This is a genomic window from Wolbachia endosymbiont of Folsomia candida (genome assembly GCF_001931755.2).
Classification (GTDB): Bacteria; Pseudomonadota; Alphaproteobacteria; order Rickettsiales; family Anaplasmataceae; genus Wolbachia.
The window spans coordinates 389,316-403,462 of the sequence record NZ_CP015510.2; the positions used below are offsets into that span (position 1 = coordinate 389,316).

The following is a 14,147-nucleotide window of genomic DNA, read 5'->3' on the forward strand; positions in this document are numbered from 1 at the left end:
CACCGCCTGTGATAGAGCTGAGCATTAATACGTTTAGCCTTAAGTCCTTTGGATAATTGGTGAAAAAAAATCCTTTAAGATCTCTTGTGCTTTTACATAATCTGCAATATCTAATTCTTCGATTGCTTCTTTTGTAACAGAGGCTAGATTTGCAGTTAGGGTCACTTCTTTACTCAGATCACTACCATTAAGGCGCTCAATTGCTAGGTAATCCCTTACTTTTGGACGTCTGATAGTTAGCTCTGAAACAGAAATTCCATCAACTGTAATTGGATTGTTTAGTGTAATTGTTTGCATGTTTTTCCTCAAAAAGTTAATTAAATAAAAGCCTACATTGACTTTTACATGACTAACTTTCTTAAAAAGTAAGAATTGTTAGCTTTGATAAGAATCTTTTCTGTGTTCAATTGAAGTAATTACTACCGTATGTGCTGGAGCGTCTATATAGTACAGTATACGATAAGTACTTACCCTTAAACTGTACTGTCCACTTAAATCATGGCGCAAAGGTTTTCCAAGTCCTATCGGCTCAACCGTAAGACGTTCCATTATTGCCTTTTCAATAATTGATTTTATCTTTTTTGGAAGTGCTGGAATATCTTTCTTTATAACAGATTCTGAGTAATCTATATTATATGGCCTAATCCCAGAAGGCATCTTGATGTCTTATTCTTTTCTCTTTATAGCGTTCACCAGCAATTTTAGATAATTCTATATCCTCAATTTCCTCTCCCATTAACTCGGTTAATAGTTTTAGAACAGATTTGTTTTGAGACTGAGCAATATTAACAAGTAAATCATTCAACTGATTTTCAAGATCCTCATGAGTTTTATGATTCATTTCAGCCATAGTATTACCTAACTTATAAGTTGATGTATTTTAACACTTTTACGTCATTTTGTCAACTTTTATCATATACCTAAAATTGTTTGTAGTAAAGCCATCTGATCAACACCATTTATCTTTCGAATCATATTTTCAGCATCAATCTCAATAAGTTCTTTGTCACCAATGGTGAGTTTATAATAATGAGCAGCGACAGTGCATTTGAGTGTTGCTTTCTCACCAGGTTTCCAACTACCAAAGTCAAATTCTCTGAATATTCCCCTGAGATTAATGATTACTCCTTCGATATTATTGATACCACTGCCTTGTAATCCACCTCGAAGTGTCAGAGATACTGAATTCCCATCTATTAAGCCGAAAAGCCTGAATAACTCTGTATCATATTCAGAAAAAGTAAATTCAGCTTCCAACTTTTCCATGCCCATATCGATATTTATTGGGATATCCATACCACCAGCGCGATACTCTTCTGTTTTTATGGTAAGCTTTGGCAAGGTTATTTCATCAATACGACCGGCATAACCACGACCATCAACGAATACATTAAAATTCTTTAAGATTTTTGGCAGCATTTTTTCTCCTTTATAAAATTAACTATATTTTTCTATTTCATTGTTAACCAGACGCGACCTAAACGTAATCTGCTCAGCGGGATATGGTGGCGTAAATTCAAAATCAAAAAATACTCTTCCACTTGCAATATTAGCTGGTGTATTTAGCTCTGGTGATACGTAACACTTTCCACTGATAATAGCTCCTTGGGCTTTTAAACTTGCCAGGTAAGAATTCACCCCCTCAATTACATCATCCATGTAGGTTTTAGTGATATTGCGGTCAACTGCCCAGAGATGTGCTCGAAGAAGACTATCGTTAATTAGATCAGCTGTGCGTCTGACTGACAAAAAAGCCCATTTTGAATCACTTGAGCAGGTTCTATTTCCCCATAGTTTATAGCCATTTTGGTGAATAATTGTTGCAACTTCATTTTCATTTAAGTGATTTGCTCTGCAGTTTGAGTCACCTAGAGTAAAATCAACTGGACGGCTAGTTCCAACAATACCATTAATCTCTTGATTGGATGGTGACCACCAAAATCCATGTTCATTGTCTATTTTAGCAATTAAGCCAGCAACAAACGGGCTAGAAGGCAAAATCTCTTCTTTCCCATTAGTGAACACTTTCGCCCATGGATCAACAATGTATACTCTGCTGCTGCCAACACTTTTTCTCCATTTGATTGCTTCTTCATCATTGGTATTTGGTCCATCTGCTACTATTATAGCTCTTAGCTTCTCTGCTACCCCTATTAATGCTGCTACTACTGGATTTTTCGACCCTTCTCCATCTTCAGCTTCTGGTAGTTGGTGAGTAAATCCTGGAGCAATAAGGATTCTTGGCGCAACATGGACTATACTTTCACTACTGAGGAAAGCCTCTATCCCTTGATATTCTCCAGTTTCTGAATCAACTCCACCGATGATATTTTTAATTATTTCACTCTCTTCAACTCTAATAACTACTACTGTCGCACCAATTTGTGAAAAGATTGAGCTTATTGCAGATGGAAGAGTTCCTTTATTACCGAGTTTTGCTGCTTCTTTTAGACTTCCCGTTATAAGAACTGGTTTATTTAGTGGAAATTTTTCTGCGTCACTATCTGGTGCTGTACCAATAATACCAATTACTGATGATTTACTTGTTCTAATTGTTTTTGGGCCAGAAGTTACTTCAATAACATTGACTCCATGTAAAAACTTTTCTGTCATTTTTTCCTATAAATTTGCTAGAGATTTGTTGTTTAAAATTGCTTAAGAAGTTTTTTCGCCTTTTGCTATTTGGGCTATAGATAAGGATTCTTGCTAGAGGTCCTATAATTTGGGAATCTTTCTTTTTATCTTTATAAATTTGCTAGAGAATTTTCTATCTCTTGCTCAAAATGCTTAAGAAAATTTTGCAGTTCTTCTTTGGTCTTCGCTTCTTTTATTCTTTTTTTAGCTAAATCTTCTAATTCTTCACACTTTGCTACGACCTTCACTGCTTTTTTTGCTTTATCTTGAATAAGTTTTGCCATCTCAATAACTGAAATGCCACGGATTTTTGCTAGAGGTTCAATAATCTCTGTATCTTTACTATGTAAGGGCTGATTTGCTTCTTCGGCTACTAAAATGTTCTCCGCAGCTTTTTCTTGTATTTCATATGACTTAGCTTTTTGATGAGAATTGCCTGTGTATTGGTTAGTATAGTTATTAAAATAAATATCGAGATTAGAAAGTACAGAAAATTTCGCATTTTGTAGTAACTCATCTTCAATATCTTTTTCACTACGTTCAGCAATTTCCCCTCCCTCTGTTAAACAATAACTTTTCTGCCAATCAAAACTTTCTGGAGCTTCATGCCAACCGATTCCTTCTGGCTTATTTTCAAGTGTTGTTGTTTCAACTTGTTTGTCGTTTTCAAAACGGATATAAATTGTCATTTTTCCCCCTTATCAATTCCAAATTTGATATGAATGTTCTAAGCCTGGGCACTGCCAAGCTTTGAGTGTTCTCTCTACATCAACTTCAAGTCCTGTGGTTAAAAAATTACTGCGGAAGCTATATATTCCCCATTGCATAAACTGAGCATGAGAAGTAAGCATTCCATAATGGTATGGTGATGAGTAAAATAAGACTACTACTGTTTTTTCTGCTGGAGCAATAACACTGCATGAATCAGCAAAACCCTCACTAGAAGATGAATTGTTATAAACATTTTTCCAGATAATTGTTGAAATCTCTTCTTGATTAGTGTTCGTATTATCAGGTGTACCAACAAACATACCTGCGCCTTCATACTGTGAATCCCAATACGATGAACCAACAAAATTTAACACCCTGGTTATATCTGCTTTAGTAGTATTTTTTATGAATATTGCTCCAAGTAGTGCATATGGGTAAGAAATCGAATCAGAAAAAGCGCCAGTATAACGTACATACGACTCTCTATAAATAAATGTACCGTCCTTACCTTGCAAAAAATATATACTTGGTGGTCGATAAAAGCCGACATAACTTGTATTATATGTATGAGTACCTGCAAGCAAACTAAGCATATGGTTAGTTTGTGTTGTATCTTTATACCACTGTCCTAATTCACTCTTAAAGTGACCATGGCCCCTGTTAGCATCATTAAATCTACCGAGAACACCAAACAAAAAAGGTAATGATTCAGGTTCAACCATATTTCGATTCCTTACTTCTTTCATGATTGATGAACCACTTGGAACATCATTAACAGCACGAAAACCTTCTACTACACCTTTCAGAGCATCTCTATGATCATTACCCACACTATTAATTGCTGCAATGTTGGCATCCTTCCTCGTATCAAGTAACGATATATATGAATCTGATGAGGTTTTTAAGGCGTCTAAGGAATTAGCCCTAAGCGTATTGATTTCATCTAGAGACTCAGTCTTTGCTGCAGTTATAACTGATACAGAGTTTTCTTTATTGGCACTGAGGGTATTTAAGTGTGATTTTGCACTATTTAGAAGCTCATTTAACTTTTTATCAGTAATGTGCACAATATCAGAGACTGCACTTTTATCCACTATTGATTCAAGTGCTTTGGCAATAACTGATCAGGAGTGCTATCTGCTGCTAGGTCCTTAAGCCTTTTTTGTAGTGCATCAATTATCTCTTTGACAGTAGTCATTTGGACAATATTAGAAATTGTTCTCTTATCTACTATTAATTCAAGAGATTTAGCAAGATATGCCAATTGATCAGGTGTGCTGTCTACTGCTAAAGCCTTAATTCTTTGGTGTAAAGCATCGACCACTTCTTTAGTAATGCTCATTTATTGCTCCAAAAATTCAAAAAAGTTTCAAAACTAAATCGTTCAAATGCTTCTTTAAGGTTAATATGTTCATTTTCTCTTTTGGTAATATCATCATCTACTTTCTCAATTGTTGTGCGGATACGAACCACATCCTTGAAAGCAATATTCTCTGGGTGTGGTAAAAGATATCCTCTATTTGTCTGATCATTTGGCATTTTTTTATGTTATTATAATTCTTAAGGATTTAACTTTAGGACGATATAAAACTGTTCCACTTAAAACTAATTTCACTCTGGTTTCATTGGCATTAAAGTTCGTCAATGTATGAGTTCTCTCCACCCAATTTTCACCTATAGGTTTGCCCGTTGTTAAATTAACTAACTGCCATTCTTCCTTTTCAATATTTTTTTGTATATACGCTTTAACATCTGCAGTACCAGGAATAATAGCATCATATGTAATTGTGATTTTAGTGTTGGAACCTGCAGTAATGCTTCTTGTTATGTAGTCTGCAGTTTCTCCAATATTGCCAAGCACTACTTGTATTCCTGGATAAAGCACCGGACTTCTTTTTTCCGACCCCTTCAGCGCTGCTTTTACGGTTAATTCTCCATCAAATCTTGAACGCAATGCTAAAGGCAAATTATCAGATAGAAAATGCTCTTGTCCTTCTGTATCTGTTAAAATAAATTCAGCATTAGTATCAAAACCTGCTTTTTCAATATTTGCCAAAACAATTAAATCTGAAACATTGTTAGCTGTTACTTTTCCAAGATTAAACGTCGAAATATTTTCAGTAAACTTTGCCGCTAAAAGTCGGAAAGTAAGGTCAAAATTTTGATGAGGAGTCCAAGTGCTTGCGTTGCTTGATGAAAGTAATACTCCAACTTGATACGGCTGACTTGTAACCCAACGGCTGTTTACGGCATCATATTTTCCAAGTTCTGCTATTTTTACTGCAGTATCTTTATCATCAGTAAGTAGGACAATCGCATATTCTCTTCCTGCTTCGCAAAAGACAGGAGACCAAACAATACGTGTTGCTGTGCCATTTGTATTAATGCTCTCTGGCTCAACAAAACTCTCAGCAATTACCGTCTGCGAGGGCACACCAATAACTGTTTCACGAATTTGAAGAGCAACACGTTTTGTACCTCTAGTCGTAAACCATAAATCAATTCCTGCAATATGCCTGTTTTCACCTAAAGTAAATGTTTGTGCTAAAGGATCAACACGTTTGGTTGCTATGATTCTTCTTCGCTCTTCTATGGTAATAGTTTTTTTACCAGTATAAGTTGCTTCACCGTAACTTCCCTTTTCGCCAAAGAATTGTACAAGTTTTGTACCGGCAGGGATATTAGCAGGAACTGTGAATCTTCCTTTTATTTTTCCTTGATGATCAGCGGTATTCATATTTTCAATATTTTCTCTCTTGGCATTTATTTCTTATTAAGCTTGAGGTTGAATAACTATTCCATCAAACTTTAATTCCTTAAGCTTTTCACCAACTGCAAAACCTTCAATCTCAAAGTTTTGGGTTACTTCTCTCATAAATTCAGCATCTTTTGATGTAGTTGATAAAAGCTCTGTAGTCTCTGAATTCATTGTAGTGCTAAACTCTCTTGTTACTGGACTTGACCAATTAGTTTTTATTTCTGTAGAATGATCAACATTCATATTAATAATAACTTTAGCTGGAATGGGATCAAAAGCTTGATAAGGATTAATTTTCATTTCTGTGGTTTGTAAAAGTTGTTCAAGTACTGGCTCAAGTTCATATGGAAGTAGTTGAGGTTTTTGACTCTTATCAACATCAACAACTTTTGCCTCAATTGGTAAAGTAAGCTCTCGGTTAACAATTGCTGCAGTCTGCGTTATTCCCTGATCACGCATATCATCATCAAAGAATGGATCAACAAACACTCCTTTTTTAGCAGTTGGATCCCTTGAGTTTGCATCATTACGCAGACGTTCTGTAGCAACTAAAGCATAAAGATCATTTATTCCCTTTTTCATCGCCTCCAAATCATTCATAGGCACAGCGTGAGCACGATAACTTCATAATACACCTCCTTCAATTTGTTTTTGTGATTTCAACCTTGCAATTGCTATTTTAGAAGAGCTCTCAATACGTTTTTTTAACTCCAGTTCTTGTTCTAAACTTATCGATACCCAGAACCTTTCACCAATACGTCGTGCATTAATAAACTTACGTTCAATCCAATAACGTACTACGTAATGACTGACATTGAATTTTTCTGCAACTTGTTTCACTGATAACTCTTCTTCAGATTTTTGATTACATAGTGCTGGGATCTTATGTTTAAATCGAATCCATTTCATACTTTTTATAGTAAAAGGATTACCTTTATTTGTTGTCAGCCCCTCTTGGTTTAACAAACTAATAATTTGTTCATCAGTCATTGTTTTCGATAGCTGTCTTATCCGATCAATTATATCATCTGAATGCCTCCATCTGTCATAGGATTTTTTTGGCAATTGCACCTCTAAGTCCTCTATAGCATTTGTTTGCCAGCGTATATGTAGTACTGCTTTTTGTTCACTACGTAGTTTTTCAACAGTAATATCCTTAACTAGAAGTCGTAAAATACGCTTTCGATCTCTTGCACTTGTTGATTCTGCATTCCATAAGCGTGGTAAGTCCTGAGCTAGTGCCAACACTTTCTCTTTTTGTTGTTTTGTAGCTGTAAGTACATCATTTTTCTTATATTCATCATATTGATTCTGTGCTTCTTCCAATGCTATTAAAGCTTCGTTCCAACGTTTCTCCAATGTTCCAGCTACTAGGCGATTTGATGGGTCTACTTCTTCATAACGTCTCTGTGCCAGTTGTACTTCATAATCTGCTCTTTTTATCTGCATTTGCCATTGTTTATCTAGCATGTGACCTCGTTGCTCCAATTCTTCAAATGCTTTTACGGCAATCTCAATTTGCGCAGGTTCCATGACTTCCAATACTCTTTTTACGATAGCTTCATCCAGAGGATTTCCATAAACAGAAAAACAACTCTTACTATCTTCTCCCCACTTCTTTTTCCAATTACATTCATAAACAGCAAGAACACCACCTTTGCTCTTATACCTTACAGTAAGACGACAGCCGCAGTAACTACAAATTAATAATCCCTGCAATAATCCCAATCCTTCTCGTACTGCTGTAGGTAGCATATTCTCTTCTCCACTGGTTTGATTATTTGCTAAAACCTTTTTATTTGCTACATATTCTTCCCACGTTATATAACCTTCGTGGTGGTTTTTTATCATTGTATGCCAGGCTTCTGTCGGTAGGCGAACTACTGTTGTCTTGACCAATCCAGTACTTGATAATTTTTTCTGATATTTAAAGCGACCATAAACATAAGCTCCAGCATAAGAAGGGTTTTTTAATACTGAACATACCCTAGAATGTGTCAGTGCTCCCCATATTAACTTTCCTTTCCAAATACCACCATATGCTCGTTTTGGAAACTGTATTTTGTTCTTACCAAAATGATGTACTACTCCATAAGCACTGCCCTTTTCTTTAAATACTTTAAACAATAATTGAATCACACTTCTTACTTGCTCATTATCGTCAAATCTAGTATTACCTTCATCATCATAGCAAAATCCTACTGGGAGAGGAAATCGAAGCTCTCCTTTCTTAGCCTTATTTACCTTACCTCCTAAAAGTCTAGCACGGATGAAATGCAACTCTGCGTGTGATATCGTTCCTTTTAGCCCAAGTACCAATTGGTCGTTGAAGTCATTAGGATTGTAACAACCATCTTCATCTATAATCAATGTATCTGTTAAAGCACATAATTCCAGTAATCTATGCCAATCACTGCAAGATCTAGATAATCTCGACGCTTCCAGTACAAACACGGCTCCTACTTTTCCCATTGATACATCAGCAACTAATATTTTAAAATCTTCTCGATTATTAGCTTGAGCTCCTGAAATCCCTAAATCATCATCTAAAACTCTTATGGCATTCTGAGACCATCCCATTTGTTGCGCTTTATCTTTCAGTTTATACTGCCTTTCAGTACTCTCCTGATTGAGCCTTACCTGTCCCATTGTTGATTGCCTTAAATAAACGTATGCTGGTTTTAATATATGGTGGTTCTGAATTTTGTGTGCTGTCATTATTAATATCCTCCGTTTTAATCAATTGTTGTTCCACTATTAAATACTCATGCAACATGTTTGCTATACAAATAGCTATCCTGGTAGCATCTACTGATATTACGGAGGTTTTTCCTTCCAATGGCATAATTTCTTTCCTATAATCGTTTCTGTGTTAGTCATTAATCAACCTCTTTGCTATTTTTAGCTTGATCAAGATTGGTAACTAATTTAACTAACTGCTGAAGATGGGAAAACGATAAAATAGGCGATAAATCAGTAAGGGTTTGATAAAGATTAGGATCTGCTTTGTCTGTCCAATCACGTGGAATGCCTACTGTACCACGCGTCAACGTTTTCAAACTAAATATATCCCGATTATTAAAGTTTTTTGTTGATAATATTTGAAAACTTTTCCCCTTCCATGGATGGAATGGATGAGTAATAGTAGCGTATCCCGAATATCGACTGGACTTAGGTGCAGTTAATTCTAACCATGAGCAACCCAAGTACACTGTATTAAAGCAGTGCGTGCCATTTTCGACCCTCGTTTGGTAATCCTTCCAATCGTGCACTGTTGATTAGATTGAGAAACATATGGTACAACTCCAAAATAAGCAGTGAGTTTTTCAGGATCGCGAAAGTCATTAATATCACCAATTGTTGTAATAAAAACAGCTGCAGAAATTACACCAATGCCTTTAATGCTAATGAGATTATAAAATCCAGGAAGCTGTTTAACAAAAGTTTCAATTTCCTTTTCAAGTTTCTTGAGGCTTTCTCGTATAGCTTCTAGGTGATAGCTGATCACTTCAATTTCAACTTTTTCCAAATGACACCAATTATGTTTTTGAATAGCACGTTTAAACCCCGTTTTGGTTGTCAGTGCTTCCTTTTTAATTTTTATTCCGTGGTAATTAAAAAGACTGTGCATTTTGTTAATCAAAGATATCCGTGATTTTACTAACTGTTCTCTTGTTTTAAGAAGAGAAACTAATTGCTGATATTGTGTGTTTTTGCATCTTGCTTCAGGCAGCATATCCTTGCTTAGAAAAAAAGCAATAGCTCTTGCATCATGCTTATCTGTCTTGTGTACAGAACGGCGAATAACTTCGAATTGCAAAGGAGCAATTATTACCACACGCTTGACGTAAGGTAACACTTCATCATAAAAGAAACAGCTGTTACCTGTTGCTTCTAAAGCTACTTCATCTGTTGGCTGAAGATTCTCAATAAAATTGTTTATATCCTGCAAGCGAAACGTGCGAATATATTCTGGTTTTTCTTGCTCTAAATAACAGGCAGTGAAGCTATTTGTATGTAAATCAACTCCAATGTAACGCATACTTTTTCCTCCAATTGCATAATAATATATCAGAGTAGAATATTGCCGGTTGATCCAAACTCCTATACGCGGTCACCGAATTTTATGGGCCGCACGATGGTTTTCGGTGGCAGGTGCGGTTAATCTAAAGTACGAGGTCTTCTTTCACTGCATATAAAAGCAGAGGGAGCCTCAAGCTTTGCCCAACCTGCTACCTATCCACTCTGAGAAGTTATTATCTTCTCATGCTCTCAACCGAGCAATAACTATTCATATCATCTAGAGAGAACTGTACAAGAGTTATACTCCCCTACATGCAGAGCACAATTTTGCGATGATAAATGCAAGGCTGATACTCAAAAATTTAGCAAAATCAGTACAGTTACTAAAGTAATAGACGAAAAAAGATTTGAGGATGTAAATTTAACTGAGAACGATGAATATTATAAGCATGGTATAGTAAAATTTTCTGGCTCAGTAGCGTTCGAAGGTGTAGTGAAAGAATATAAAAACAAAGTGATCACATTGTTTGCATCGCCCCCATATCAAATTTCTGCTGGAGATCAATATTCAATACTTGCAGGTTGCGATAAAACATTTTCAACGTGTAAAAGCAAATTTAACAACACTATAAATTTTCATGGCGAACCTTATATACCCGCATTCCTCCCTACTCCTTAATTTTTGGTTGAACTAGCCAAAACACCAGACTTCTTTCGAAACTCTACTTCCGTGGGAAATTGCGTTGTCGCTTCGGTGCTCAAATCCTCATGTATGTTCAATACACTGCGGTTTTCCGCTCCGTATGCTTCTAGCACTTGCCTCTCACAAGCGAGTTTCGAAAGAAGTCTACTCCACATTTGCCTAGTTACCTTGCTAAATCTTAGCTCTAACTAAAAATGTTTCTCAGTTCCCTAACATGGCCAAGTTTTATTATCTCAATATCATGAGAAGAGTAATTACCGTTTTCAGGCATGATCGCTTTTTTAAATCCTAACTTTTGCGCTTCTTTTAATCTTAAATCAGCATGCGAAATATTTCTAATTTCACCTGAAAGTGCAACTTCGCCGCAGATTATTGCAGAAGCTGGCAGCGGTAAATTTACTACACTTGAAATTAGAGAAGCAGCAACAGCAAGGTCAGCTGATGGCTCCTGTATTTTGAGCCCCCCTGCAATGTTCAAGTATACCTCTTTATCATGTAAGAATATTTTACAACGGGCGTTTAGTACAGCAATAATCATAGCCAATCGATTAATATCCCATCCGACCACGGCTCTTCTTGGAGTTGCCATATTCGTGCCTGCTATCAGCGCTTGGACTTCCATTAAAATTGGCCTTGAGCCCTCAATTCCTGCAAATACTGCGCTGCCAACTACTTCTCTATCATGAGTTCCATTTCCCATTAGAAATAATGACGATGGATTATCAACAGGCACAAGTCCAGCTTCAGACATCTCAAAAACACCAATTTCATTTGCTGGGCCAAATCTATTTTTGATAGTACGCAAAATTCTGTATTGATTGCTATTTTCACCTTCAAAATATAACACCGTATCCACCATATGCTCTAAAGTTTTTGGTCCAGCTATTTGTCCATCTTTAGTAATATGGCCAACTATTAGGAGTGAAACACCATATTGTTTAGCAAGAACAGTGAGCTCATGGGCACAAGTACGCACTTGAGTTACAGTGCCTGGAGCAGATGTTACTCTGCTATCGTACATCGTTTGTATTGAGTCAATTATTAAGAATTTAACGTTTTTATTTTCTTTTACTGCTGTTATCACATCAGTTGAGGAAACTGTAGATAAGAGCTTTATCTTCGGTTCATTTATTTTAAGACGCTTTGCTCTCAAACTGACCTGTTCCAAAGACTCTTCACCAGATACATAAAGACATTCAAAAGAGGAAGATTGTGTAAGGTTTGCTGCAATTCTTAGCAAAAGAGTTGACTTTCCAATTCCAGGTTCACCACCAATTAAAATGCTAGCGCCTTGAACAATGCCTCCACCAAAAACTCTATCCAGCTCTTCTATTCCAGTTAAAAAACGTTCAGGAGTGATAATTTCATTATCTGACAACGCTTTCATTAAAATTGGTGCAGATACATTTTTCTTATCAGTTTTTACTGCTATTTCTTCAACAACTGTATCCCAACTGTCACATGCAATGCATTTCCCTACCCATCTACCAGTAGTATGGCCGCAGGATTGACACACATATATTGTTTTCATCTAAATGAGGACTCCTTCACAACACGATACGTTTAATAAATTTTTATATCATATCAAGTAAAAACAAATAAGCTGATTTCAAGGATATAAAAATGTGCAGGCTATATTATTATTGTATTGCTTTCATGGTTATCTTATTGTGCTCACCATGTCAAGGTTTAGTCGTAGAAGATATTCCGAAAAGGACTATGAAAAATAGGAAAACAGCCGGTGATCCTGTTAATATAGTTATAGTTGAAAGTAAAGAAAGAATTCATAAAACTTTCACCAGTGCAGGGTGGAGTGTTGCAGATAAACTTAGTGTATCTAAGAACGTGAGGATTGCACTTGACTGTATTTTCAATCTTTCATACCGTAAAGCTCCGGTTAGTAAATTATATTATTTAAACAAACCGCAAGACATCTCGTATCAACTTCAGTATGGAGGAAGTCCACGTAAACGCCATCATGTTAGATTTTGGAAAATTCCAGAACAAAAATCCAATAAGGAAGTATGGGTAGGAGCTGTATCATTTGATAAGAAAATTAAATTTAACCGTGTTACTAAGAAATTTACCCATAAAATTAGTCCTGATGTGGATAAGGAAAGAAATATGATAGTAAAAATCTTTAAAAAGCATGGATTCAAATCAACAGTGATAGATAAATTCCAAACTAAATTATGTGGTAAAAATGGAGAAGGTGATTATTACTACACTGATGGAAAATTAGCTATATTGGAAAATTAAACTCTACACAAAATTTTCTGAACGCTCTGATCTCAGCCCAAAGACCATAAAATCAAGCAAAAAAATATGCATTTGATTAAATACACATTACATCTATAATAGATTATGGTAAATTAAAAAGAGGTAATATGGGTAATATAGCTATAATAACAGCATACAATAAATTCATTAATTTAAAAATAGAGCAGTTTCTAAACAGCTTTCAAAATAAGAAAATTCAATTACATATATTAAATTTTGCACCATTTCTTTCTTTTATAGAAGAAGGAGATTATGACAAATGGGGCAATAAAAATTTAAAAAAGTTACTTGTACATGATTTGCCTTACTTTGATAGTGCAAATGATAATGACTACATTACTCATATAAAAGTTGAAGAAAGTCATACTAAATTATTTGAATTCATTAAAAAGTGCGTACAAAAAGATATAAGGAGTAGGAAAATTAAGATGAATGTAGGCAAGAAAGCAGAAGAGTGGAATGAATATTTTAAGCAATTAATTCATAACGCTGAATATAAAGATGAATATTATCAAGCCTTTCAAGAATGGCCAACTTATGATTCTTATGTTAATGGTACTGAAAATAACAGCTATAACAACCTACCTGCTTTTCACTCTGTTGGAAAGAATAACCTATCTAATTTCCGCTATATTGGAAACAACAGCCTGCCTGATAGAGAAATTTTCAAACCTGATTATTCATTAGTATTGATTGTATTCCCATTTATAGCATGCTTAGTTTGTTTTGTGTGTTTATTTAATTGCTGCATGAAAAGATTAAGCAATAGAGTAACAAGCACTAGCGATTCTAGGGAAGAAACTGAGATGCATTTAGTTCAGTGTGAAGAATTCCAGGATGTAGAGCTTCTGCAGCATGGATCTATGGTTAACATAGAATTATAAATCTAAAAAGTTTATTGACGCTTTTTAGTTGAAGTTATGTTTATATGATGAGAAAGAGGGATTTCTTTTAAATATTGAAGAGAAATTGTCATATAGTTAGTATTAATTTACTTCCAAAGATTGGGTAATTAATGTATTATTAGTATAGTGAAGC

General features: G+C 35.4%; 17 protein-coding genes and 2 pseudogenes. 3 read left to right on the top strand and 16 right to left on the bottom strand.

Annotated elements, in window-relative coordinates:
• Nucleotides 1–39 precede the first annotated feature (39 nt).
• From ASM33_RS01855 to ASM33_RS01910, 14 genes and pseudogenes are all read right to left on the bottom strand, one after another.
• Entirely contained in the window at nucleotides 40–297 is a 258-nt protein-coding gene (locus ASM33_RS01855) for a phage tail assembly protein (RefSeq protein WP_110409299.1), read from the bottom strand.
• A 78-nt stretch (nucleotides 298–375) separates the two neighbouring features.
• Nucleotides 376–657 (bottom strand): type II toxin-antitoxin system RelE family toxin, encoded by a 282-nt coding sequence (locus ASM33_RS01860; RefSeq protein WP_110409298.1) that lies wholly within the window; start codon nucleotides 655–657, stop codon nucleotides 376–378.
• Complete coding sequence (locus tag ASM33_RS01865; RefSeq protein WP_237342938.1) at nucleotides 641–850, bottom strand: hypothetical protein; 210 nt, start codon at nucleotides 848–850, stop codon at nucleotides 641–643. Before ASM33_RS01865 ends, ASM33_RS01860 begins: the two co-directional genes overlap by 17 nt.
• Before the next feature lie 62 nt (nucleotides 851–912).
• The gene (locus tag ASM33_RS01870) at nucleotides 913–1,419 is read right to left on the bottom strand and encodes a phage major tail tube protein (RefSeq protein ID WP_110409297.1); all 507 of its coding nucleotides are present in this window, start codon (nucleotides 1,417–1,419) and stop codon (nucleotides 913–915) included.
• A gap of 18 nt (nucleotides 1,420–1,437) precedes the next feature.
• Nucleotides 1,438–2,613, bottom strand: coding sequence for a phage tail sheath subtilisin-like domain-containing protein (locus ASM33_RS01875; protein ID WP_110409296.1), 1,176 nt, complete (start codon nucleotides 2,611–2,613; stop codon nucleotides 1,438–1,440).
• A 131-nt stretch (nucleotides 2,614–2,744) separates the two neighbouring features.
• The gene (locus tag ASM33_RS01880; RefSeq protein WP_110409295.1) at nucleotides 2,745–3,323 is read right to left on the bottom strand and encodes a hypothetical protein; all 579 of its coding nucleotides are present in this window, start codon (nucleotides 3,321–3,323) and stop codon (nucleotides 2,745–2,747) included.
• 12 nt (nucleotides 3,324–3,335) lie between these two features.
• Nucleotides 3,336–4,439 (bottom strand): hypothetical protein, encoded by a 1,104-nt coding sequence (locus tag ASM33_RS01885; protein WP_237342939.1) that lies wholly within the window; start codon nucleotides 4,437–4,439, stop codon nucleotides 3,336–3,338.
• Nucleotides 4,439–4,687 carry a hypothetical protein gene (locus ASM33_RS08655; protein ID WP_237342940.1) on the bottom strand — a complete coding sequence of 83 codons (249 nt, stop codon included), beginning with the start codon at nucleotides 4,685–4,687 and terminating at the stop codon, nucleotides 4,439–4,441. Before ASM33_RS08655 ends, ASM33_RS01885 begins: the two co-directional genes overlap by 1 nt.
• Nucleotides 4,684–4,884 (bottom strand): hypothetical protein, encoded by a 201-nt coding sequence (locus ASM33_RS01890; protein WP_110409294.1) that lies wholly within the window; start codon nucleotides 4,882–4,884, stop codon nucleotides 4,684–4,686. The genes ASM33_RS08655 and ASM33_RS01890 overlap by 4 nt, the downstream gene beginning before the upstream one ends.
• A gap of 4 nt (nucleotides 4,885–4,888) precedes the next feature.
• Nucleotides 4,889–6,082, bottom strand: coding sequence for a hypothetical protein (locus ASM33_RS01895; protein WP_110409293.1), 1,194 nt, complete (start codon nucleotides 6,080–6,082; stop codon nucleotides 4,889–4,891).
• Nucleotides 6,083–6,118: 36 nt separating this feature from the next.
• Nucleotides 6,119–6,715, bottom strand: a pseudogene (locus ASM33_RS08505) (DUF4815 domain-containing protein); the annotation flags it as partial.
• A 12-nt stretch (nucleotides 6,716–6,727) separates the two neighbouring features.
• Nucleotides 6,728–8,821, bottom strand: coding sequence for a recombinase family protein (locus ASM33_RS01900; protein WP_110409291.1), 2,094 nt, complete (start codon nucleotides 8,819–8,821; stop codon nucleotides 6,728–6,730).
• A gap of 161 nt (nucleotides 8,822–8,982) precedes the next feature.
• The gene (locus ASM33_RS01905) at nucleotides 8,983–9,375 is read right to left on the bottom strand and encodes a DUF5372 family protein (protein ID WP_338063652.1); all 393 of its coding nucleotides are present in this window, start codon (nucleotides 9,373–9,375) and stop codon (nucleotides 8,983–8,985) included.
• Nucleotides 9,300–10,145: pseudogene (locus tag ASM33_RS01910) on the bottom strand (IS110 family RNA-guided transposase); the annotation flags it as partial. The gene ASM33_RS01905 and the pseudogene ASM33_RS01910, both read right to left, overlap by 76 nt.
• A gap of 216 nt (nucleotides 10,146–10,361) precedes the next feature.
• On the opposite strand from ASM33_RS01910, the gene ASM33_RS01915 reads away from it, so the two are divergent.
• Complete coding sequence (locus ASM33_RS01915; RefSeq protein WP_237342967.1) at nucleotides 10,362–10,805, top strand: DUF2163 domain-containing protein; 444 nt, start codon at nucleotides 10,362–10,364, stop codon at nucleotides 10,803–10,805.
• Here ASM33_RS01915 and ASM33_RS01920 read toward each other — a convergent pair.
• Both ASM33_RS01920 and radA read right to left on the bottom strand, forming a co-directional pair.
• Nucleotides 10,802–10,984 carry a hypothetical protein gene (locus tag ASM33_RS01920; RefSeq protein ID WP_110409290.1) on the bottom strand — a complete coding sequence of 61 codons (183 nt, stop codon included), beginning with the start codon at nucleotides 10,982–10,984 and terminating at the stop codon, nucleotides 10,802–10,804. The genes ASM33_RS01915 and ASM33_RS01920 overlap by 4 nt on opposite strands.
• Nucleotides 10,985–11,013: 29 nt before the next feature.
• The gene (gene radA, locus ASM33_RS01925) at nucleotides 11,014–12,360 is read right to left on the bottom strand and encodes a DNA repair protein RadA (protein WP_110409289.1); all 1,347 of its coding nucleotides are present in this window, start codon (nucleotides 12,358–12,360) and stop codon (nucleotides 11,014–11,016) included.
• 125 nt (nucleotides 12,361–12,485) lie between these two features.
• On the opposite strand from radA, the gene ASM33_RS01930 reads away from it, so the two are divergent.
• A complete protein-coding gene (locus tag ASM33_RS01930) occupies nucleotides 12,486–13,088 on the top strand; it encodes an LssY C-terminal domain-containing protein (protein WP_257791008.1) in 603 nt (200 codons plus the stop codon).
• Nucleotides 13,089–13,216: 128 nt separating this feature from the next.
• Nucleotides 13,217–13,993, top strand: a complete 777-nt coding sequence (locus ASM33_RS01935; protein ID WP_110409287.1) for a hypothetical protein — start codon at nucleotides 13,217–13,219, stop codon at nucleotides 13,991–13,993.
• Nucleotides 13,994–14,147 lie beyond the last annotated feature (154 nt).